This window comes from Microbispora sp. NPDC046933, from assembly GCF_040644635.1.
In the GTDB taxonomy this organism is placed as follows: domain Bacteria; phylum Actinomycetota; class Actinomycetes; order Streptosporangiales; family Streptosporangiaceae; genus Microbispora.
Genome location: NZ_JBEYWW010000043.1, coordinates 33137 through 53589 on the forward strand (window position 1 = coordinate 33137; position 20453 = coordinate 53589).

Annotated in this window: 20 protein-coding genes; 8 read left to right on the plus strand and 12 right to left on the minus strand. The window is 71.9% G+C overall.

What is annotated here, in order from left to right:
* Positions 1-148: 148 nt before the first annotated feature.
* From ABZ857_RS38115 to ABZ857_RS38130, 4 genes are all read left to right on the plus strand, one after another.
* A complete protein-coding gene (locus ABZ857_RS38115) occupies positions 149-916 on the plus strand; it encodes a PadR family transcriptional regulator (RefSeq protein WP_357053704.1) in 768 nt (255 codons plus the stop codon).
* Positions 917-918: 2 nt separating this feature from the next.
* Positions 919-1830, plus strand: coding sequence for a DUF1707 domain-containing protein (locus ABZ857_RS38120; RefSeq protein ID WP_357053707.1), 912 nt, complete (start codon positions 919-921; stop codon positions 1828-1830).
* A gap of 151 nt (positions 1831-1981) precedes the next feature.
* Positions 1982-2110, plus strand: coding sequence for a hypothetical protein (locus tag ABZ857_RS38125; protein WP_357053710.1), 129 nt, complete (start codon positions 1982-1984; stop codon positions 2108-2110).
* 106 nt (positions 2111-2216) lie between these two features.
* A complete protein-coding gene (locus tag ABZ857_RS38130) occupies positions 2217-2846 on the plus strand; it encodes a DUF6879 family protein (RefSeq protein ID WP_357053713.1) in 630 nt (209 codons plus the stop codon).
* Between the two features lie 26 nt (positions 2847-2872).
* Here the strand turns inward: ABZ857_RS38130 and ABZ857_RS38135 are convergent, their stop codons facing one another.
* A complete protein-coding gene (locus ABZ857_RS38135; RefSeq protein WP_357053716.1) occupies positions 2873-3316 on the minus strand; it encodes a MarR family transcriptional regulator in 444 nt (147 codons plus the stop codon).
* Between the two features lie 75 nt (positions 3317-3391).
* Here ABZ857_RS38135 and ABZ857_RS38140 point away from each other — a divergent pair, with 75 nt between their 5' ends.
* Positions 3392-4378, plus strand: coding sequence for an alpha/beta hydrolase (locus ABZ857_RS38140; protein ID WP_357053719.1), 987 nt, complete (start codon positions 3392-3394; stop codon positions 4376-4378).
* A gap of 18 nt (positions 4379-4396) precedes the next feature.
* Here ABZ857_RS38140 and mug read toward each other — a convergent pair whose 3' ends face one another.
* From mug to ABZ857_RS38175, 7 genes are all read right to left on the minus strand, one after another.
* Positions 4397-4936 carry a G/U mismatch-specific DNA glycosylase gene (gene mug, locus ABZ857_RS38145; RefSeq protein ID WP_357053722.1) on the minus strand — a complete coding sequence of 180 codons (540 nt, stop codon included), beginning with the start codon at positions 4934-4936 and terminating at the stop codon, positions 4397-4399.
* Between the two features lie 164 nt (positions 4937-5100).
* On the minus strand, positions 5101-7422 hold the full coding sequence (locus tag ABZ857_RS38150; protein ID WP_357053725.1) for a tetratricopeptide repeat protein: 2322 nt from the start codon (positions 7420-7422) through the stop codon (positions 5101-5103).
* A gap of 152 nt (positions 7423-7574) precedes the next feature.
* The gene (locus tag ABZ857_RS38155; protein WP_357053728.1) at positions 7575-8189 is read right to left on the minus strand and encodes a DUF6879 family protein; all 615 of its coding nucleotides are present in this window, start codon (positions 8187-8189) and stop codon (positions 7575-7577) included.
* The gene (locus tag ABZ857_RS38160) at positions 8182-8451 is read right to left on the minus strand and encodes a hypothetical protein (protein WP_357053731.1); all 270 of its coding nucleotides are present in this window, start codon (positions 8449-8451) and stop codon (positions 8182-8184) included. Before ABZ857_RS38160 ends, ABZ857_RS38155 begins: the two co-directional genes overlap by 8 nt.
* 58 nt (positions 8452-8509) lie before the next feature.
* Complete coding sequence (locus ABZ857_RS38165; RefSeq protein WP_357053734.1) at positions 8510-9373, minus strand: formyltransferase family protein; 864 nt, start codon at positions 9371-9373, stop codon at positions 8510-8512.
* 103 nt (positions 9374-9476) lie between these two features.
* Complete coding sequence (locus ABZ857_RS38170) at positions 9477-9794, minus strand: hypothetical protein (protein WP_357053737.1); 318 nt, start codon at positions 9792-9794, stop codon at positions 9477-9479.
* Positions 9795-10014: 220 nt separating this feature from the next.
* Positions 10015-10611, minus strand: coding sequence for a TetR/AcrR family transcriptional regulator (locus ABZ857_RS38175; RefSeq protein WP_357053740.1), 597 nt, complete (start codon positions 10609-10611; stop codon positions 10015-10017).
* 199 nt (positions 10612-10810) lie between these two features.
* Between ABZ857_RS38175 and ABZ857_RS38180 the strand changes: the two genes are divergently transcribed.
* Complete coding sequence (locus ABZ857_RS38180) at positions 10811-12301, plus strand: MDR family MFS transporter (RefSeq protein ID WP_357053790.1); 1491 nt, start codon at positions 10811-10813, stop codon at positions 12299-12301.
* Between the two features lie 108 nt (positions 12302-12409).
* On the opposite strand, the gene ABZ857_RS38185 is transcribed toward ABZ857_RS38180, so the two are convergent.
* From ABZ857_RS38185 to ABZ857_RS38195, 3 genes are all read right to left on the minus strand, one after another.
* Positions 12410-14896, minus strand: a complete 2487-nt coding sequence (locus tag ABZ857_RS38185) for a polynucleotide kinase-phosphatase (protein WP_357053742.1) — start codon at positions 14894-14896, stop codon at positions 12410-12412.
* Entirely contained in the window at positions 14893-16503 is a 1611-nt protein-coding gene (locus tag ABZ857_RS38190) for a 3' terminal RNA ribose 2'-O-methyltransferase Hen1 (protein WP_357053745.1), read from the minus strand. Before ABZ857_RS38190 ends, ABZ857_RS38185 begins: the two co-directional genes overlap by 4 nt.
* A 90-nt stretch (positions 16504-16593) precedes the next feature.
* Positions 16594-17511, minus strand: coding sequence for an LLM class F420-dependent oxidoreductase (locus ABZ857_RS38195; RefSeq protein ID WP_357053747.1), 918 nt, complete (start codon positions 17509-17511; stop codon positions 16594-16596).
* Positions 17512-17603: 92 nt separating this feature from the next.
* On the opposite strand from ABZ857_RS38195, the gene ABZ857_RS38200 reads away from it, so the two are divergent.
* Positions 17604-18743 carry a hypothetical protein gene (locus ABZ857_RS38200; RefSeq protein WP_357053750.1) on the plus strand — a complete coding sequence of 380 codons (1140 nt, stop codon included), beginning with the start codon at positions 17604-17606 and terminating at the stop codon, positions 18741-18743.
* A gap of 65 nt (positions 18744-18808) precedes the next feature.
* Here the strand turns inward: ABZ857_RS38200 and ABZ857_RS38205 are convergent, their stop codons facing one another.
* Entirely contained in the window at positions 18809-19759 is a 951-nt protein-coding gene (locus ABZ857_RS38205) for an NADP-dependent oxidoreductase (RefSeq protein ID WP_357053753.1), read from the minus strand.
* 138 nt (positions 19760-19897) lie between these two features.
* Between ABZ857_RS38205 and ABZ857_RS38210 the strand changes: the two genes are divergently transcribed.
* Positions 19898-20446, plus strand: coding sequence for a TetR/AcrR family transcriptional regulator (locus tag ABZ857_RS38210; RefSeq protein WP_357053756.1), 549 nt, complete (start codon positions 19898-19900; stop codon positions 20444-20446).
* Positions 20447-20453 lie beyond the last annotated feature (7 nt).

Consider the following 20453-nt stretch of genomic DNA (forward strand, 5'->3'; position numbering starts at 1 on the left):
ATAACGCTACGGTCTCGGGCCCTGTTCCCCCTAATCGAAAAACTCCCTCGTGAGCTATGTCACTCTTACCCGAGGATTGTCGGCAGAACAATCGCGATATATCGTTGAGCCATCGAGAACGAATCGTGAACCAGAAGGGGGCACTGCGATGAGTTCGGCACACGCGGTCGGCGGGCCCTGGGCCCGCCCGGAGTTCGGACACAGTCACGAGTTCGGGCACGAGTTCAGGCACGAGATGCGCCGTCACATGCGGCGCGCGTTGCGGGAGACGTTCATGAAGGGGGCGGCCATGTGGCAGCAGGAACATCACGAGGGCGGCGGCCCTCACGAGCACCGGCACCGGGGCGGCATGCGGGGGCGCGGCCCATGGGGCGGCTTCGGGCCCGGCGGCCCGTTCGGCCCGCCGTGGGCGGGCGGCAACTTCCCGTTCGGCCCCCGGGGGTTCGGACGGCCCAGGAAGGCCAAGCGCGGTGACGTACGGGCGGCGATCCTCGCCCTGCTCGCCGAGGAGCCGCGCAACGGCTACCAGATCATCCAGGAGATCGCCGAGCGCAGCCAGGGCGGCTGGAAGCCCAGCCCGGGCGCGGTCTACCCGGCGCTGCAGCAGCTCACCGACGAGGGTCTGGTGCGCGCGGAGGAGACCGACGGACGCAAGACGTTCCAGCTCACCGAGGCCGGGCGCGCCTACGTCGCGGAGCACGGGGACGAGGTCCGGGCTCCCTGGGAGGAGATGACGCCGGACATCGGGAACGACGTCCACGAGCTGTTCGACCTGTCCAGGCAGGCGGCGTCCGCACTGTTCCAGCTCGCCCACTCGGGCACCGAGGGGCAGGTCAGGCAGGCCAAGCAGGTGCTGGCGGAGACCCGCAGGAAGCTGTACCAGATCCTCGCCGACGGCGACCCCGCGGAGGAGTGACGATGGTCTCCCCCGACGAGGTCTCCCCCGGCGAGCCCGCCGCCGGAGGCGGCGCACACCCCTCCCGTGGCGGCGACGCGCCGAGCACCGGGGCTCCGGGCCGCTCCGCGTCGGACGGCGGCCGGCTGACGGGCGACTCCCCGCGTGGCGACTCCCCGCGTGGCGACTCCCCGCGCGGCGGGTCTCCGGGCCACGGCTCCCAGGGCGATGCCCCGCATCACGGCGGACCGCCGAGCGGCGGGCTGCGGACCGGCGGGCTGCGGATCGGCGACCGGGAGCGCGACGAGGTGACACGGCTCCTGCACGACGCGTTCGCGCAGGGCCGCATCACCCGCGAGGAACTCGACGAGCGCCTCGACGCGACGCTCTCGGCGCGCACGGCCGAGGACCTGCGGCGGGTGACCGCCGACCTGCCCGGCGCGTGGCCGGGCGACGCCTGGACGGGCGACGCCTCGCACGATGCGGCGAACGGCGGCCGTTGGGCCGGTCACGCGCGGGCCGGGGGCCCGTGGCGCCCGGGGTTCCCGCCCGTCGGCGTGCCCGGTTTCCCGGGCTCCCCCGCGGGCACGCGCCCCGGGCCGTACGGCGGGCCCTGGGCGGGGGCCGCCGCGTTGGGCCACCTCCCCGGGCCGCCCTGGGCCCGGCGCCACTGGCACCCCCACGGTCCGGCCTGGGGGCACCACCCCGCCGCACGCATGGCCGGGCACAGGGCCGCGATGCGTCCGATGAGGGGCGGGCTGCCGCTGGTCGCGATCGCCGCCGTGGTGATCCTGACCGTCGCGCTCGCCTCGGGGGTGGCCTGGCCGCTGTTCGTCGTCCTCAGGCTGCTGTTCGTCGCCTGGCTGGTCTCGGCGGTCGTGGGCCTGGTCCGGCACCGTCACCGCGTGCGGCGGTACGGCGCGGGACACCGCTGAGCGGCGGGGTTCCTCGCACCCGCCCGGCCGCCGTACGCGGTTGACCGGGCGGCCGGGGAATTGGGCCTTGACCGGAGATCAAGAGCGGCCAACTATCGACATGTCGCCCTCGGGGGAGAGTTTGCGGCCACGCCGACGAACGGAGGGTGAGATGAAGCCGGCCGAGCCAGATCCCGAGGTGGTGCAGGAGACCGAAGGAACGGCGGGGACGAGGCAGATCAGGATCAGGCTGCTGGACGCGGCGGAGACGGCCGTGTGCAGCAACTCGACGGGGAACTGACACCCACCAGACGTCCGCGGAAGACCCACGCGCGCCACGTTTCCAGATCCGGGCCGGAGCCGTGCGCGCTCCGACCAGCGATTCGGCTTCGGCCGAAGGAGGCTCCATGCCCGGAGAAGCGTTCGAGCACGTCAGACAGGCCGCGGGAGAGGTGCTTCCCGCGGCGGAGTACCGGACCGAGCTCTACGACCACCTGCGCCGGATCGAGGGCGTGGTATGGAAGCTGGAACGCGCCCAGCACTTCCACGAACCCGACACCCCGAGCTGGGTCGCCATGATGAGCGGAGACTGGGACCGGTCGCTCGCGCTGATGGACGAGATGCGCTTCGCCGACGACCTGCCGCCCCGGGCGGAACTGCGCCGGCTGCGGATCGTCGAGATGCCGCCGACGCCGTACCTGCAGTGGGAGATCGTCCTGCTCGCGGCGCGCACGCGGGCGGGCGAGCGGGCACGGGCGCTGCACGCCCGGTCCGTACGGCACCTGGAGAGCCAGGCGCCGCTGCCCGAGCTGCTGATCCTCGACAGGGACCTGATGTACGAGGTCCTCTACGACGAGATCGGCGCCCATGTCGGCGGGCGGCGGATCACCGACACCCGGGTCATCGAGGGCTGCGCCCGGGCCGTCGCCGAGCTGTACGCCGACGCCGAGGACATGGTGGCCTTCCACGACCGCGAGGTCGCGCAACTGCCGCCTCCGGTCGCCCGGCGGATCCTGTCCCGCCCCGGCCACCCCTGAGGCGCCCCCACCCGGCGGGACAGGGCTCAGGCCCTGTCCCGTCCGTGCTCCTCCAGCACCGCGCGCAGGGTGGCGAGCGTCACGGCGGTCCGGGCGAGCTCGGCGGCCGGGACGGCGGCGGTGCGGGCGGCCAGCTCGTCCTCAACGGTCGGGCGTGCCGCGGCCAGGAGACGGGAACCCTCGGGCGTGAGGCTGAGCACGGAGGACCGCCGGTCCTCCGGATGCGCCGCACGCACGCACAAGCCCGCGTTCTCGAGCCGGTCGACGGCCTTGCTGACGGCTCCGACGGTGATCCCCACCTCCCGCACGATGTCGAGCACCCGGCACCCGGGGCGGCCGCCGATGATTTCCAGGAACTCGAACTGACCCAGGCCGATGCCGTGCTCGGCGCGCAGCCGGTCGCTCACCGTGTTGTACAGCCGGGTCTCGACACGGACGAGGTCGGTGAACAGGCGAGTGATGTCCGTCACAGCCGCCGCCTCGATAGATTCCAAGGAATCATCTTCCATGGAAACAGGTTGAGGATCAGAGGTGCATTCCACGGAATGCATCTTCTCACCCCCGACACCATGGAGGTCCGGATGACCCGCCTGCAGCGCGAGGCCGTCGACGCCCTGCACCGTAACGCCCCCGTCCCCCCGAACCCGACTCTGGCGGAGCAGCGCGCCGGATTCGCCCGCGCCCTCTCCCGGCCCCTGCCCGACGACGTCGCGGTGCACGAGACGGTGCTCGGCGGCCGTCCCGCGCTCGACCTGACCCCGGCCACCGCCACCGGCCGCGGGCGGCTGCTCCACTTCCACGGTGGCGGCTACGTCCTGGGGTCGCCCGGCACGCACGCGGGAGTCACCGCCCGGCTGGCGCGCCGCGCCCGGCTGCGGGCGACGTCCCTGGACTACCGGCTGGCCCCCGAGCATCCTTTCCCCGCCGCGGTGGACGACGGCCTCGCCGCCTACCGGGCACTGCTCGACGAGGGCGTGCGGCCGGAGGAACTGGTGCTCGCCGGCGACTCCGCGGGTGGCGGGCTGGCCGTCGCCACCCTGGTGGCGGCCCGCGACGCCGGCCTGCCGCAGCCGGCGGGCGCCGTCGTCTTCTCTCCGTGGGTCGACCTGACGCTCGGCGGCCAGAGCATGCGCACGAAGAAGGACGCCGACCCGATCTTCACCCGCGAGGCGATCCAGGCGTTCGCCACCCCCTACCTGGCCGGCCAGGATCCCACTCAGCCGCTGGCGAGCCCCGTGTTCGCCGACCTGCGGGGCCTGCCGCCGCTCCTGGTGCAGGCCGGCTCGAACGAACTCCTGCTGGACGACGCCGTCCGGCTCGCCGGGCGCGCGGCCGCGGACGAGGTGGAGGTCACGCTGCGGGTCTGGCCGCAGGTGCCGCACGTCTTCCAGAACCACTTCGGCCATCTCGACGAGGCCGACGAGGCGCTCGACGAGGCCGCCCGCTTCCTGTCCGCACGCGTGCGGGCCGGGCACGAGGCACCGGTGGACCGGCGTCCGGGCCCGGAAGACCCCGGAGCGGGCCGTCCCTGACCGCCGCGGTCGATCCCGTCAGGCGTGCGGCGAGCGCAGACGGGCCATCTCGGCCGCGATGGCCTCCAGCCCCCAGTGGGCGTTCAGCCCGCTGGGGTTGGGCAGCACCCACAGCGCCGTCCCGCCGACCGTCTCCTCCTGCGGGCCGATCCGGGCGGCGGGGCGGGCGAAGGCGACGCGGTAGGCCGACACCCCCGCTATCGCCAGGACGCGGGGGCGGACCTCCGCCACCAGCCGCGCGAGCCGCGCGCCGCCCTCGCGGAGCTCCTCCGGGGCCAGCTCGTCGGCCCGGGCGGTCGCCCGGGCCACGATGTTGGTGATGCCCAGCCCGTACGACGGGAGCAGGTGCTGCTCTGACGGCGCGAGCCTGCGCGGCACGAGACCGGACAGGTGCAGCGCGGGCCAGAACCGGTTGCCCGGCCGCGCGAAGTGGTGACCGGTCGCGGCCGAGTAGAGGCTGGGGTTGATCCCGCAGAACAGCACGTCGAGCCGGGGGCCGAGCACGTCCTCGATCGTCGCGTTCCTGGCCGCCTCGAGGTCGGCCTTGGTGGGGGCCATGCGCCGATCGTAGGCGCTCTCCCACCCTGCCGTTCGGCCGGGCAGCGGCGGCTCTGCGAGCCGGGGGCTGTGGCTGGTTCGAGAACTGGCGTCGGCCTTGGTCTGGCACGAGAGCGAGGTGGGCCGTGTGGTCTGGTTCACGAACGGCTGACCGGCGACGCTCATCAGCCGTTCCCGGCAGCCGTGATCCGGTCTCGCAGGTCGCGCGCTCTGGCGTCGTCGAACTCGGCCAGCGCGGCGAGCGCTTCCTGCCGGAGGGACGTCGTGTCGTCACCGGCTGCCGCCTGGGCGATCGCTGTCATCATGTTCGCCAGCGCGATCGCCAACTGCCATTGATCGTGTAGCTCTCGGTGGACGGCCGCCGCACGGCGATGGAAGTCGAGCGCCTCCGCCGGCCGGCCGAGCGCTCGATACGCCTCCCCTGTGGCATCCAGGGCCCGCGCCTCCCTACTGCGGTCGCCCAGGCGCCGCTGGATGCTCGACGCGCGCTGGAACGACACCAGAGAGTCGGCTACGCGTCCGGCGGCCAGTTGCACCCGGCCGTGCTCGAGCAGCCAGTAGCCCTCCCACATCAGGTTGGCTCGGTCTCGCGCGATGCTCAGCGCTTCCTCTATGTGAGCTGAGGCCTGATCGAGGTGTCCGGCGTCGCGTCGCGCCATCGACAAAAGACGCAGGGCGTTCCCCTGCCCGTCCGGATACCCCAATTGACGGAAACCGTCGAGCGCCCGTCCGGCGAAGTCCGCGGCCTCGTCAAGGCGGCCCATTTCATAGTTCGTCTCGGCGAGGTTCGCCAGTACGGTCGACTCCCAGCGGGGCTCGTCAATCGCCCGGAGCGCGTCGAGGCTCTGTGCGAAGTCGGCGTGGGCCTGACGCAGGTGCCGACGGCGGAGACCGACCAGCCCCAGGGCGTTGAATGACATGGCCTCCCCGAGGCCGTCCCCGATCTCCCTTCTGAGCGCGAGTGCCATGCGGTGATGCTCGGCGCCCTTGTCGAGCTGGTGGGACTGGACGTATGCCTTGCCGAGGCTTTCCAGCACCTCCGCCTCGCCGTACGCGTCACCGGCGCGGCGGGCGGCCTCCAGCCCGATCGAGGCCAGTCCGAACCACGCCTCGAAGGGGTTGTGCCGGGCACAGTAACCGCGGGCGACGGCCGCGATCTGCCAGGCGAGGTCGTCCAACCCCTGTTGCGCGGCCACCCGTACCGCGGCGACCAGGTTCGAAAGCTCGGCGTTGAACCAGTGCAGCGCCTCCGCGTATCCGGGGAAGGTCAGCGCGCCGACGGACGGATCCGGCTGTCCCAGGCGGATCGGCCGGTCAAGCGGGGCCAGCGTCTCCTGGGCGTGCGCGGCAGTGCGTAGGTACCAGGTGACCACCCGCCGCAGAACCTCCTGGAGACTCTCCGCACTCTCCTCACCGATGGCCTGGTCCACCGCGTAGGCGCGCATCAGGTCGTGGAACTGGTAGCGGTCGGGGCCGATCTGCTCGATGAGGTGAGCGCCCACCAGCGTGTCGAGCATCTGCCGGGCCTGCCCCGGGGTGCTCGCGACGGTCGCGGCGACGACGGGCACCCCGAACTCCGGGGTCGGGTGCAGTCCCAGCAGCCGGAACGCCCGTGCGGCCGGTTCGGGCAGGGCCCGGTAGGACCAGGCGAAGACCGTGCGCACCGCGTCGGCTTCGTCACCGCTCTCGGCGGTGAGGGCGTCCCAAAGGGCCGACTCGTCACGCAAATCCTGGATCAGCTCACGCAGCGGCATCCAGGGCCGGCTGGCGGCGCGCTCCGCCGCGATACGCAGGGCCAGCGGAAGCCGGGCACACAGGCGTGCGAGCTCGGCCAGTTCCTGCGGGTCGTCCTCTCCCCGGTAGTCCGCGGTCACCCGGCGGATCAGCTCCAGCGCCTCCGACTCGTGCAGCGTGTCCACGGTGACGCGGTGCGCTCCCTCACGCACCATCAGCCCGGACAGGCGGTCCCTGCTGGTCACGATCACCAGACAGGTGTCCGTACCCGGCAGCAGCGGGCGGACCTGAGCCGCCTTCGCCGCGTTGTCGAGCACCACCAGCATCCTCCGGCCCGCCAGCAACGAACGGTACATCGCCGAGCGGGTTTCGAGATCCGGCGGGATCGCCGCCGCCGGGACGTCCAGAGCGCGCAGGAACCGGTCCAGAACCTCGCTGGCGGTGACCGGCTGACCAGGGTCGTACCCGCGCAGGTTCACATACAGCTGACCGTCAGGGAAGCGCTCCCGGATCTGATGCGCCCAGTGCAGCGCAAGCGCGGTCTTCCCGACCCCGGCGGTGCCGGCGATCACGCAGACGCCGTTCGACCGGAACAGGTCCCCGTCGGGGATCAGGACTCTCCGGAGCCTGTCCAACTCGTTGACCCGGTTGACGAACCCTCGGACGTCACCGGGCAACTGCCGGGGGACGTGCGCGGGCGCGGACACCGGCCCGTGGAAATGCACACCACCGTGCACGTCCCGTGCCTGCACCACATCGCCTGCGGTGCCTGACAGCTCCGAATGCGTACTCCCGTCGTGCCGGTCGCCACTGCCTTCCGGTCTCCTGGACCCCAACGTTTCCCTTCCCTCTGATCCCCCGAGACCTTGAAGAACGGCGGCATCCCGGAACCTGACGTCGGGCGTCAGGCACCGGAATGGGAGAGCTGGAGCGCGGCCCGGTTGCGGGCGAAGTAGTCCGTTATGTCTTCACCTACCCGGTACAGGCTCTCGATCAGCGCCCTGCACCGGCTGACCAGCGAACGGTCCGTATACCGCACACCGCCTGCGAGAACGCCGTGCTCGTCATAGAGCACCTCGTACATGACGTCGTCGCCCAGGACGACCAGTTCAGGCAGTGGATTCGCCGTCTCCAGCGGCCGCACCTCGTTCGCACCGACTATGCGCACGAGACCGCCGTATTGGTGCCGCATGCGAAGAAGTTGCAACTCCCAACGTAGATAGGGAGTTACCGGTTCTTCTACGACTCGTACGCGCCGGGTCCGGAAGCCGGCTGTGTCAATGCGCCGGTAGTAGTCCTGGATGGCGTCTCGTCGCTCGTCCAGCAGCCGGATTGACCTCTTCCAGTCGCCGGCCGAATACGCCGTCCAGCTCGCGTCCTCCGGCTCTTCGAACGCCTGTCGCCGCTCCAGCTTCCAGAAGTCATGCTCTCGTATCGCCCAGAAATGCTCACCGAAGTCATCTTGGTAGGCGCGCCGGGTAAGTCTTTCGCCAGGGAATGTCTTGAGAAGATCACGCATCAGGTAAGTCCGCCTTGGCCGCGATGAGCATGACCCGGGGAATGATAACGAGTTTTTCGTCCTCGGCGATGACCACGCTCTCGGGCAGGCGTGATGCATAGGAACTCGTTAGATCTCTTCCGATCACCGCAATATCTCCGTTGTCGAGCTCCCATATGTCGGGACAACCATCGTCATTCCCGGTGCAGCCCAGTTCGGCTGCCGATTTGCCGAGCCGCCGGACCATCGTCGCCGACGGGTCCGCCTCCCATGCACGAGCCATCGGTGCTCTCCTTCGCAGATGCGTAAACCGAAATTCGGTTATGTTCAGGGAAATTTCGTCAACGGTCAGGAGGGACGGCAGGCGCCATCTCGGTAATCCAGATCGATCCATCACCGCAGGTCATTTTCGATCCGTTTGCCGGCGCAAGGGCGGTGCGCAGCAGTGTCATCCAGTTACCGTCAATCTGGGCGAACGGCCCGCGCTGCCCGAACAGCCCGAACCGGAAGGCGCGCACCTGGTTGTGGATCTCGCGTGCACCGCGGCTCCAATCCACGAACATGAAGTCCGGCTCCATCCAGCCGGCGTAGCTCGCATCGGCCTCGTCCTGGGGCTCACCCTCGGCACCAGCTGCGGCCGCCTCGATGGCGGCAGGGAGCAGCTCTGCTATGACCCTGTCCAAGTCACGCCACAACCGTTCAGTGACCAGGTCGTCTTCGATGCGGATACCGCCTTTGCGCACGAGGATGTTCCCGCGGTCGAACTCCTCGTCCATCCAGTGGATGGTGACTCCGGTCTCCGGGTCTCCGTTGCGAACCGCCCAGTGAACCGGTATAGGCCCTCGATAGCGAGGCAGCATCGAGGTGTGCACGTTGATGGCACCGAGGCGCGTGGCCCGCAGAGCCGCCCTCGGAAGTTTCCAGGGAAAGCCGTACACGACGATGATGTCCGCCCGATACCCGGCCAACGCCTTCGCCAGCCCGCCTGCCGTACCCGGAAGCAGGAGATCCATGCCTGCCGGCAATGCTCTACCGATATCAGCGATGGTCTCCGCGGATCGGTTGCTGGTGGTACTTCGCTGGCGCACCGATCGGGCGTGCACAAATGCGATAGGTGTGTGTCCGGCCGCAACACATGTTTCGTACAGAAGCCGGAAACCGCTCACACCAAAAGAAATCAGGACCACACGCAGGCCGTCCGACACGCTGAATGGCTCCCTCACCGTCGCCCGATTGAGCATGCTCTATGCAGTACGGCTTCGCCGTGTTCTCCGGTTTGACGGAACGGCCGACAAACCAACCGGGCAGTCAGAGGTCGCTCTCGCGGCTCTCCGGTGTCGAACCGCCGGAAGCGCCGAAGCGCACCGTTCCGCGGATGTCCCGAGCTTGAAGGACGGAGCCGTGCTGAGACCCTCCGCTGATCACGTTCTGCACGCCGGGTGATCTTATCGTCGAATCAGGGGCCGCGCGACGCGCTTGAAGCATTCCGTGCAGCGTCAGTCCTATTCCCGCTATCGCCGCCAGCGCTCCGATGACGCTCGCCATCTTGTCCGCCTCGTCGAGACCGAGCGCCGAGAGGTAGACCGCGGTTCCCGCTACGACGGCAACGATGAGAAGCCCGCCCACCCATAGTGATAATCGACCTGGCATGACTTCCATCCTGAGCGTTTCAGACGGATATGACTAGCCCCCAGCAATTGGCGAACCAGGCCAGTCACATCCCGCTCCAGGAACGAAACCCGTTGTGATCATTATTTCGCGAGAACGGACCGGCGCACATCGCGGGCATCGGGCCCGTGCGCGCTCTCACCGGCGATGGCCGACCGCGTCCTGCGGGGCGGCGTCCTCAGCGGAAGGGCCCCGCCACCTCGTCGAGGGCCTGCTCCATGATCTGCGAGAGCGGGCGGGCCTCCTGCTCCTCGATCCAGACGTGCGCCGCGATGCGCAACGCGACGAGGAAGGCGGCGGCGACGATCCGGGACCTCAGGTCGGCGGCGGGATCTCCCGCTCCGTCGCGGTCGGAGATCGCCTGGACCAGTTCCCGCTCCAGTGCGGCGTGGTTGGCGAGCTGCCGGGCGAGCAGGGACGGGTGGCGCTTGGTCAGCGAGGTGCGCACCGCCCACTCCCGGTCGGGCTCGCCCACGTCCTCCAGCGTCTCGCGCACGGCGCCGCGTAACGCCTGCCAGCCCGACTCCCCCGCCGGCCGTTCGCGGACCGCCCGGACCAGAGACCGGACGCGCTGCTCCTCGCCGTAGAGGAGGGCCTCCTCCTTGCTGCCGAAGTAGTTGGAGAAGGTCCGGCGCGAGATGTTGGCGGCCTCCACGATGTCGTCGACCGTGACCTGGTCGAGCCCGCGTTCCACGGCGAGCCGCAGCGTGGCCTTGTGGATGGCCTGCCGCGTCTCTGCCTTCTTACGCTCGCGCAATCCCGCCGTCGTCTCCATGGTGGGCTCAGCTTAGTCGCTAAAACATTGCCCACCGAGCAAAGTTGCCCACTGGGCATGTATCGTTGGATGGTAATCCCCTTCGAACTCGCATTGGAGGCTGCGCGTGAGCGCACCCACGCTGCCGGAGACGGGGGCCAAGAGCCACCGGCAGGTACTCGAAGCGCTGAGCGGCCTGCTCCTCGTCCTGTTCCTCGCGATGATCAGCAGCACGATCGTGTCGGTGGCGCTGCCGCAGATCATCGGCGCCCTGAACGGCACCCAGTCGCAGTACACCTGGGTGGTCACCGCGGCCCTGCTCACCACGACCGCCTCGACCCCCATCTGGGGCAAGCTGGCCGACCTGTTCAGCAAGAAGCTGCTGCTCGAGATCGCCATCGGCATCTTCCTGGTCGCCTCGCTGGCCTGCGGTTTCGCCCAGAACACGCCGATGCTGATCGCCTTCCGCGCGGTCCAGGGCCTGGGCATGGGCGCGCTGCAGATCCTGGTACAGGTGATCATCGCCGCCATGATCAGCCCGAAGGAGCGGGGCAAGTACAACGGCTACCTCGGCGCGGTCATGGCCGTGGCCACGGTCGGCGGGCCGCTGCTGGGCGGTCTGATCACCGACACGTCCTGGCTGGGCTGGCGGTGGTGCTTCTTCCTGCCGATCCCGTTCACCGCGATCGCGCTGATCGTCCTGCACCGTACGCTCGACATCGCCTCGGTCCGCCGTCCTGGCACGTCGGTGGACTACCCCGGCGCGCTCCTCATCGCCGCCGGCGTGAGCATCCTGCTCATCTGGATCACCTTCGTCCGCAACTCCTTCGACTGGATCTCCTGGCAGACCTTCGCCATGGTCGGCGCCTCGGTCGTGCTGCTGGGCATCGCCGTCTGGGTGGAGTCCGTGGTCCGCGAGCCGGTCGTCCCGCTGCACGTCGTCCGGCGGCGCACCCCGGCCCTCGCGATCCTCGCCAGCCTGGCTGTCGGCATGGCCATGTTCGGCGGCGCGGTCTTCCTCGGCCAGTACTTCCAGATCGGCCGCGGCTACTCCCCCACCGAGTCGGGCCTGCTCACGATCCCGATGATGCTCGGCGTCCTCGTGTCGTCCACGATCTCGGGTCGGATGGTGTCCCGCAGCGGGCGGGTCAAGCCGTACATCCTCGTCGGCTCGATCGTGCTCACGCTCGGCTTCCTGGCCCTGTCCACCATCGACCACGACACCTCGCTGGTCATCGTCGGCGCCGGGATGCTGGTGGTCGGCGCGGGCGTCGGCATGTCCATGCAGAACCTCGTCCTGGCCGTGCAGAACACCGTCCCGCTGCGCGAGCTGGGCGCGGCAAGCGGCGCCATCACCTTCTTCCGCTCGCTGGGCGGCACGATCGGCGTCTCGGTCCTGGGCGCGGTGCTGGCCAACCAGGTCACCGAGAACATCGCCACCGGCCTGACCAAGGCCGGCATCCGGGTGCCCGCGTCCCAGAGCGGTGGCAGCGGCAGCCTCAACATGGGGGCGCTGCCCGAGCCGATCCGCACCATCGTGCGCGCCGCCTACGGCGACGCCACCGGCCACATCTTCCTGATCTCGGCCTGCATCGCGGTCGTCGGCATCCTCGCCGTGCTGTTCCTGCCGCAGGTGCGGCTGCGCGACAGCGTGGACCTGGCCGAGCCGGCCGCCGGAGCGGACGCGCCCGCCGCGGCCGAGTCCCGCTGAGCCCCGCCTTCTGAGCCCGGCCCCCCGAGCACCTGAGTACGACCGGGTACGGCCCCCGGGTGCGGCTCCCGCCTCACGGGCGGGCGGCCGTGCCCGGGGGCCTTCCGGTCACAGGCGGGGGTCGACCGGTTCGGACTCCAGCGCGAGGACGGCGAAGACCGCCTCGTGGATCCGCCACAGCGGCTCGCCCTCCGCCAGCCGGGCGAGCGCCTCCAGGCCGAGCGCGTGCTCCCGCAGTGCGAGCGAGCGCTTCCTTCCGGTGAACCTGCGCCGCAGCAGGTCGAGCGACTCGGTGTAGTCGGGGCCGTAGATGATCCGCAGATACTCACGGCCGCGCACCTTCACGCCCGGCTGCACGCGTCCCTCATGATGGGCGGCCGGCTTGACCACCATGCCCTCGCCCCCGGCCTCGGTCAGCGCCGTCCACCACACGACCGCCGCCTCCCGCTCCTCCGGCGAGTCGAGAGAGACGAAGACGTGGCGGGTCGGCGTGACGAGCGGCGAGTCCATCAGGCCCAGCGTCCTCAGGTGCCACTCGTGCGGCTCCTCCACCGCCGTCGCCCTGCCCTCGCAGGCGAGGACCTGGAACGGCGCGAGCCGTACGCCGTCGAGACCCGAGACCGGCCAGCAGTAGCGGGCATAGGCGTCGCGGAACCGGGCAGCGTTGTGGGCACGGCGGCGGGTGCGGTCGAGCAGAGCGCCTACATCCAGGCCACGTCCCGCCGCCATCTCCAGCGCCGCGACCGCCTCGGGCAGCGCCGCCCGGGCGGCCGCCCCCACCGAGGCGTACTGGTCGCGGATCAGCCCCTCGGCCTTGGCCGACCACGGCAGCAGCTCGCAGTCGAGCACCACCCAGTCGGTCTCCAGCGCCTCCCACAGCGGCGCGGCCGCCTCGCGCAGCCGGTCCACCAGCTCCGGCATGTGCTCGTCGAAGAAGGGCCGTCCTGTGCGGGTGTAAACGCTGCCCGTCGTGCCGTCGGCGACGCCGAAGCGGCGGGCCGCGGCCTCCGGCGTCCGCGCCAGCACGGCGATCGCCCGCGAGCCCATGTGCTTCTCCTCGCACACCACCCGGGTCACCCCCGCCTGGGCGAACTCGTCGAACGCCTCGGCCGGGTGCTCCAGGTAGCCCTCCAGCGCGGAGGTCTCCGGCGGGGCCATCGTCGGCGGCAGGTAGACCAGCCAGCGGGGGTCCACGGCGAACCGGCTCATGATCTCCAGCGCGGCGCGGGAGTTCTCCTCCGCGATCCTGATCCGGCCGCCGAACCGCGTCTCCACGAAGCGGGTGCCGTCCACGTCGCCGATGTCCAGCACACCGGGGTCACGGGCGGGGGTGGCCGCGGCCAGCGGCCGTACCGGCTCGTACCAGACCTTCTCGGCCGGGACCGAGACGAGCTCACGCTCGGGGTAGCGCAGGGCGGTCAGCCGCCCGCCGAAGACCACGCCGGTGTCGAGGCAGATCGTGTTGTTGACCCACTCCGGCTCGGGCACCGGGGTGTGGCCGTAGACGACCATGGCCCGCCCCCGGTAGTCGTTCGCCCAGGGGTAGCGCACCGGCAGGCCGTACTCGTCGGTCTCCCCGGTCGTGTCGCCGTACAGGGCGAACGAGCGCACCCGCCCGGAGGCCCGCCCGTGGTAGGCCTCCTTGAGCCCGGCGTGCGCGACCACCAGCCTGCCGCCGTCGAGACGGTAGTGGCTGATGAGACCGTCCATGAACGTCCTGGCGGCGGTGCGGAACTCCTCCGGCTCGGCCGCGAGCTGCTCCAGCGACCGCTCCAGGCCGTGGGCGACCCGCACCTTGCGGCCGTCGAGGGCCCGGACCAGCTTCTGCTCGTGGTTGCCGCAGACGCACAGCGCGGTCCCGGCCGCGACCATGCCCATGACCAGCCGCAGCACGCCCGGCGTGTCCGGGCCGCGGTCGACCAGGTCGCCGACGAAGACCGCCGTACGCCCCTCGGGGTGGACGGCGCCGTCCGGCCCGACCTCCCAGCCGAGCTTCACCAGCAGCGACTCCAACTCGGACCGGCAGCCGTGAACGTCGCCGATGATGTCGAACGGCCCGGTGAGGTGGGTCCTGTCCGTCCACGCCTTCTCGTACGTGATGGCGACGTCGTCGATCTCGTCGCCGCGCAGGACGTGGACCCGGCGGAAGCCGTCCTTGGCGATCTTGCCGAGCGACCGGCGCAGCTCCTTGCGCTGCCGGGCGATCACGTGGGGGCCGAAGGCCCGGTCGGGGCGGGAGGCGTTGCGGGCGCGCGCCACCTCCTCCGGCACGTCGAGCACGATCGCGTCGGCCAGCACGTCGTGCGATCTGGCCAGCTCGATGAGCTTCTTGCGGGCCTCCCACTGCACGTTGGTCGCGTCGACGACCGTGAGCAGGCCCCGCCGCAGGCGGATGCCCACGATGTGGTGGAGCAGGTCGAACGCCTCGGGCGTGGCCGTCTGGTCGTTCTCGTCGTCGGCGACCAGGCCCCGGCAGAAGTCGGACGAGACGACCTGGGTGGGCGCGAAGTGCCGGGCCGCGAACGTCGACTTGCCGCTCCCGGAGATGCCCACCAGCACCACCAGCGACAGCTCCGGCACGCTGATCTCGGTCACGGCCGCTCCTCCCTCCTGCTGAAGACCGCCATCTGCGTGGGCGGGCCCACCTCGGGGTCGTCCTCGCCGACCGGCCGCAGATCGGCCGCGTAGCCGTACGTCTCACACACGCCCGCCACCCACCGGGCGAACTCCGCCCGGCTCCACTCGAACCGGTGGTCGGGGTGGCGGCGCGCCCCCGCGAGCAGCTCGTACCTGACGTTGTGCTCCACGTTGGGCGTGGTGACGATCACGTGTGGGGGCCGCGCCGTGCCGAAGACCACGCGTTCGAGCGCGGGCAGCCGCGGCGGGTCCACGTGCTCGACGACCTCCATCAGCACCGCGGCGTCGTACCCGGCCAGGCGCGCGTCGGTGTAGGTCAGCGAGCCCTGGAACAGCTCCAGCCTGGCCCGCTTGGCGTCCGGCATCCGGTCGGCGCGCAGGCGGCGCTTGGCCAGCGCGAGCGCGCGGGCCGACACGTCCATGCCGGCCACCTTGGCGAAGACCGGCCTGGCGAGCAGCGCCGACAGCAGCTGCCCCGAGCCGCAGCCGAGGTCGAGCACGGTGCGGGCGCCGACCTCCTCGAGCACCGCCACGACGGCCTCTCGCCGCAGCGTGTTCAGCGGCACCCGCTCCTCACCGGACCCGTCGCCGGGGACGGGCTCGTCGTCCGGGCCCGGGGTGGCGTCGCACGTGTGGCCGGGCTCGGCAACACCGGACTCGGTGACGCCGGAGTCGGTGACGCCGGACTGGGTGACGCCGGGTTCGGTGACGCCGGACTCGGTGACGCCGGACTCCGCCGGCCCGGCTCCTTCGACCGGCGCGGCGAAGCCGGGGGCCTCGGCACCCGGCTCCTCCTCGACCGGCGGGTCCAGGCTCTCCTCCACGTCGTCGCCGAGCTCGGCGAGACGGGCGAAGGCGGTGCGGGTGAGCGCCCATCGGCGGCCGAGGTAGCGGCGGGTGATCAGCCCCTTGTCCGGATGGTCGGCCAGCCAGCCCTCTCCCGCGCGGACGAGCTTGTCGACCTCGTCGCTCGCCAGCCAGTAGTGCTTGGCGTCGTCCAGCACGGGGAGCAGGACGTACAGGTGGTTGAGCGCGTCGGCCAGGCGCACGTTCCCGCGCAGCGCGAGCCGTACGTACCGGGACTCGCCCCATTCGGGGAAGCCGGGGTCCAGCGGCACGGCCTCGGCGCCGACCTCCCAGCCCAGCGGCCCGAACAGCCGGTGCGCGAGATCGGCCCCTCCCCGGCACGGCAGCGCGGGCAGGCCGATCTCCAGCGGAATCGGCCCGTCCGCGAGGTCCTGCCGGGAGGCGCACCGCCCGGTCCGGGCCGTACGGAACACGTCGGCGAGCGCCGACGCCAGCAGGGAGGACGCGGCGTACGGCCGGTCGTTGACGTACTGCCCGAGGGAGAAGTCGGGCGAGGACGAGCCCCGGGAGCGGGCCAGCCGCACGGGGTCGACCTCCAGCAGCAGCGCCGCGGTGCACCGGTCCTCGCCCGCCTCGGGGTAGAAGACCCGCGCGGTGCCGAACGACTGCTCGAACTCCTGCACCCGTTCGGGGTGCTTGTGCAGGAGGAAGCCGAGGTCCGTGGCGGGCCGCAAGGTCGTCGAGATCGTGAGGAGCACCCGGCAAAGTGTGCCGGATGCCCCCTTCGACCGGCTATGGCTTTTCAGATGTGCGGCAGCGCCCTTTTCACACGTGCGGCAGCACCCTTTTCACACGTGCGGCAGCACCTCGGCCGCGATCAGCTCCAGGTGCTCCAGGTCGTCCAGGTCCATCACCTGGAGGTAGACACGCTCGGCCCCCATCTCGCCGAACCGGCCGATCTTGTCCACGACCTCCTGCGGGGTCCCGGCCAGGCCCGACGTCCGCAGGCCGGCGACGTCCTGGCCGATCGCGGCGGCCCGCCGGGCGACCTCCGCCTCGTCCCTGCCCACGCAGACAGTCTGCGCGGCCGACAGCAGCACGGTCTCGCGTCCCACCGCCTCGCACGCCGCCCGCACCCGGTCGAAAGCGGCCCCGGTCTCCTCGGGGAGGTGGAACGGCACGTTGTACTCGTCGGCGAACCGGGCCACGAGCCGCGGCGTGCGCTTGGCGCCCCCGCCGCCGATGATGACCGGCGGCCGGGGCCGCTGCACCGGCTTCGGCAGCGCCGGGGAGTCGACCACCTGGTAATGGGCTCCTTCGTAGGAGAACGGCTTGGCCGCCGCCCACAGCCCCGTGATGATCTCCAACTGCTCTTCCAGGCGTTCGAACCGCTCCCCGACGGGCGGGAACGGGATGCCGTATGCGCGGTGCTCCTCCTCGAACCAGCCGGTGCCGAGGCCCAGCTCCACCCGGCCGCCGCTCATCTGGTCGACCTGGGCCACGCCGATCGCCAGCGAGCCCGGCAGCCGGAACGTGACGGGGCTGACCAGCGTGCCCAGCCGGATGCGCGAGGTCTCCCTGGCGAGGCCGGCCAGGGTGATCCACGCGTCGGTGGAGCCGGGTCCCGGGTCTCCGGGCCCGATCCGGGAGTAGTGGTCGGACCGGAAGAACGCGTCGAACCCGAGGCGCTCGGACGCCTGCGCCACCCTGAGCAAGTCGTCGTAGCTCGCCCCCTGCTGGGGCTCGGTGAAGATCCTCAGTTTCATCCGTCCATTATCCCCGCCCCCGCGTCCGCGGCTTGCTAGAGTGCGAGCCGCCTGTGCGCAACGTGTTCGCATCGCAACTCAGGGTGGTGAGCGTGGACTCCGCACGTCATTCCCGCGAAGCGGGCCGCCCCCCGCGCTCCCTCGTCCTCCTGGCGTCGGCCGCGCTCGTCGCGGGCACCGGCGCGGCGTTGTGGGCGCTGCCCGCCGCCCCGCCCGGCGGCTGGGACGTCGCGCCCGCTGTCACGTCCGCACCCACGACCACGCCCACAGGTGAGCGGACTCCGGCCCCAGCGACGCCGGAGACGCTGGTCGCCGCGCGCCAGACGGTCGCCTCGCCGGCCCCGCCCGGCGCCGCTCCCCCCTACGGCGAGCCCGCGGCCGGTTACCGGGGCTTCCTCGACGCCGCCGGGGTTCCCCGCCCCGAACTGCTGGACGCGGGCGTGCGCTCGTTCGCGATCGGCCACGTCGTGGCCGGTCCGGGCGGCTGCAGTCCCCACTGGGCGGGCGCGGCCCCACGGGGTGGGAACTCCGTCGCCGCGCGGATCGCACGGCTGCGGGCCGACGGCGGCGAGGTGTGGCCGGCGTTCGGCGGGCCGTACGGGCAGGAGCTGTCGGTCACCTGCGAGAACCCGGCCCGGCTGCTCGCGGCCTACCGCCACGTCGTGGCGGCGCTCGACCCGTCCGGCGTCGACTTCGAGGCCGGCGGCTCGGCCGGGCCCGCCGCCGTCCACCGCCGCGCCGCCGCCATCGCCCGGTTGCAGCGCGATGCACGGGCCCGCGGCCGCCCGCTGCGTGTCACGTTCACGCTTCCCGCCTCCCGGCTCGGCCTGGAGCGCGCCGACCAGGAGATGCTGCGGACGGCCCGCGAGGAGGGCGCGGAGATCGAGTCCGTCGGCCTGCTCGTGCCGATCGCCTCCGGCGTGTCCAACCTCCACGACCTGGCCGTCGCGGCGCGGACGGCGCGCCTCCAGATCGCCGCGGCGCTGGACGTGCCGCCCGACCGGGCATGGCGGCGCATGGGCCTCGCGCCGGTCCTCGCCGGCAGCGGCGACCTCGGTCCCGGTGAGGCCGGGCGGCTGGCCGCGTTCCGGGCCCGCAACGGCCTGGGCTGGCTGTCCGTGCGGGGTGCCCGTCCCTCCGAGCAGGTGCTGCGGATCCTCACGGGGCCGGCGTCACCGGCCTCACCCGTCACGACGTCGCATCCCACGCCGGACGGCCACCCCAGCCCCTGACCGGCCCCTGACCGGCCCCCGTCGCTTCCCGGCCTCGCCCGTCGCGCCGGCGGCGCCGGGACGCCTCACTCGTGCTCGCCGTGAGCGGGAGGAGCCGCGAGGACCACCTTGCCCTGCCGTGGCCCCCGGGCGGCGGCCGCGTGCGCCTCGGCCGCCCGGACCATGGGGAACACCGCCTGCACGGGAACGCGGAAGCGCCCTTCCGCCGACAGCGCGGCCGCGAGGGCGAGACCGTGCCGCCCGTCCGGCTCGCCGCCGAGCTCACCGAGGGAGATGCCGACCCCGAGCTCCGGGCCGGTGAAGTCCGCGATGGTGAGCACCGACGCCGGCGTACCGGTGATCGTGACGAGTTCGCGAAGCGAGCCGGCGCCGGCGACGTCCAGCGCGAGATCGACCCCTCCGGCCGCCAGAGCGCGGACGCGCTCGGCAAGTCCGGGCCCGTAGGCGACCGGGACCGCGCCGAGCCGGGCGATGAAGGCGTGGTTCTCCGGGCGGGCCGTGCCGATCACACGGGCGCCGCGGGCGACCGCCAGCTGGACGGCGACGCTGCCGACGCCGCCGGAGGCGCCGTCGATCAGGAGCGTCGTTCCCTCGCGTACGCCGAGCCTGTCGAGCGCCCGGGTGGCGGTCTCGACGCTCGTGCCCGCGGCACCGGCCTCCTCCCACGACATCGAGGGCGGCTTGGCGGCCCAGAACGCCAGCACGGCGAACTCGGCGGAGGCGCCGCCCAGCCGCGAGACGTCGACGGCGCCGAAGACCTCGTCCCCGGCGGCGACCCCGGTGACGTCCGCGCCCACCTCGTCGATCACCCCGGCGGCGTCGACGCCGGGGATGTGCGGCAGGGGGATCCGTCCGCTCGACGGCGACGTGCCGGAGCGCAGCGCGAGGTCGACCGGTGCGACCCCGGCGGCCCTGACCCTGATGCGTACCTCGCCGGGACCCGCGTGAGGTTCGGGGAACCCCCCGACGGCGAGAACCTCGGGGGGACCGAACCGGTCGAACCGCACCGCGAACATTTCAGCGTCCGGGAACATAATCACCTATCCGGCTGTTTCCGACTGGCCGTCGACCACGGTAGGCGAGGAAACCGGAGCGGCTTGCGCGGATCGCCGGAAGTGAGAGGGGCGCGGACGACATTGACTCGGAAACCCCGAATGGACGCGGAGCACAACAGGCGCCACATCGTGGCGGTCGCCCGTGCCGCGTTCGCCGCGGACGGGCTCGACCTGCCCGTGCACGAGATCGCCCGGCGTGCGGGCCTGGGCGTCGCGACCGTCTACCGGCACTTCCCGTCGCGGCAGGACCTCGTCGGCGCCGTGCTCGCCGAGCAGGTGGCCGTGTGCCGCGCGCAGATGCGTGCCGCCCTGGACGACCCCGACCCCTGGCGCGCGCTGCGCGGAACCGTCCACCGGTTCGCCGAACACCAGGTGCGGGACCGCGGACTGAACGAAGCGCTGCTCGGCTCCCACCCGGCGGGCGCCGCCTTCGCCGGGCAGCGCCGCGCACAGGGCCGAAGGCTCGAGCAACTTGTCGAGCGGGCCCGGAGCGCGGGCGGCGTCCGTCCCGAGCTGTCGGTCGAGGACGTGATGATCGGCCTGAGAGCCATCGCCTCCTTCCGCGCCGGTTCGCACGAGAGCGCGGCCGTGGCGGTCCGGAGGCTGGCCGACCTCCTGGTCGCGGGGATGTCCCGTCCTCGGCCGTGAGACGGCG